The sequence below is a fragment of the Pseudostreptobacillus hongkongensis genome (genome assembly GCF_001559795.1).
In the GTDB taxonomy this organism is placed as follows: Bacteria; Fusobacteriota; Fusobacteriia; order Fusobacteriales; family Leptotrichiaceae; genus Pseudostreptobacillus; species Pseudostreptobacillus hongkongensis.
The window spans coordinates 1-1,122 of sequence record NZ_LOHY01000114.1 but is presented as its reverse complement, the minus strand read 5'-3'; the positions used below and the strand labels follow the sequence as shown (position 1 = coordinate 1,122).

General features: G+C 35.7%; 1 protein-coding gene. It reads right to left on the bottom strand.

Features of this window, described 5'->3' with window-relative positions; all coding sequences use genetic code 11:
• Positions 1–1,122, bottom strand: a 1,122-nt coding sequence (tuf, locus tag AYC59_RS05880; protein ID WP_066896291.1) for an elongation factor Tu, incomplete at both ends; no start/stop codon positions are given.

Genomic DNA, 1,122 nt, shown 5'->3' with positions numbered 1-1,122 from the left:
TTAATATCAGCAACTACTCCTGATGCTACTGTTCTTCCACCTTCTCTGATTGAGAATCTTAATCCTTGTTCAATCGCAATTGGGTGTATTAATTCTACTGATACTGATATATTATCTCCAGGCATTACCATTTCTACTCCTTCTGGTAAGTTTACTTCTCCTGTTATATCTGTTGTTCTAAAGTAGAATTGTGGTTTATATCCTGTAAAGAATGGTGTATGTCTTCCACCTTCTTCTTTTGTTAATACGTAGATTTCTCCTCTGAACTTAGTATGTGGTTTAATTGATCCTGGTTTTGCTAATACTTGTCCTCTTTCTACTTCTTCTTTCTTGATTCCTCTTAATAATGCCCCTATATTATCTCCAGCTTCTCCTGAATCTAATAATTTTCTGAACATTTCTATTCCTGTTACTGTAGTCTTAGATGTATCTTTTATCCCTACTATTTCTACTTCTTCTCCTACTTTTACTGTTCCTCTTTCTACTCTTCCTGTTACAACTGTTCCTCTTCCTGTTATTGTCATAACATCTTCTATTGGCATTAGGAATGGTTGATCTACTGGTCTTTCTGGTGTTGGAATGTAGTTATCTACTTCTTCTATTAATTTTAAGATTTGTTCTTCCCATTGTGCTTCACCATTTAATGCTCCTAATGATGATCCTCTTATTACTGGTACTTCATCTCCTGGGAAATCATATTCTGATAGTAAATCTCTTACTTCCATTTCTACTAATTCTAATAATTCTTCTTCTTCTACCATATCTACTTTATTTAAGTATACTACTATATATGGTACTCCTACTTGTCTTGCTAGTAAGATATGTTCTCTTGTTTGTGGCATTGGTCCATCTGCTGCTGATACTACTAAGATTGCTCCATCCATTTGTGCTGCCCCTGTTATCATATTTTTAACATAGTCAGCGTGCCCTGGACAGTCTACGTGTGCGTAGTGTCTTTTTTCTGATTCATATTCTATGTGCGCTGTGTTGATTGTTATACCTCTTTCTCTTTCTTCTGGAGCTTGGTCGATATTTTCAAAATCAACTTTTTGTGCTAATCCTTTCGCTGCTAATACTTTTGATATCGCTGCTGTTGTTGTTGTCTTCCCGTGGTCTACGTGT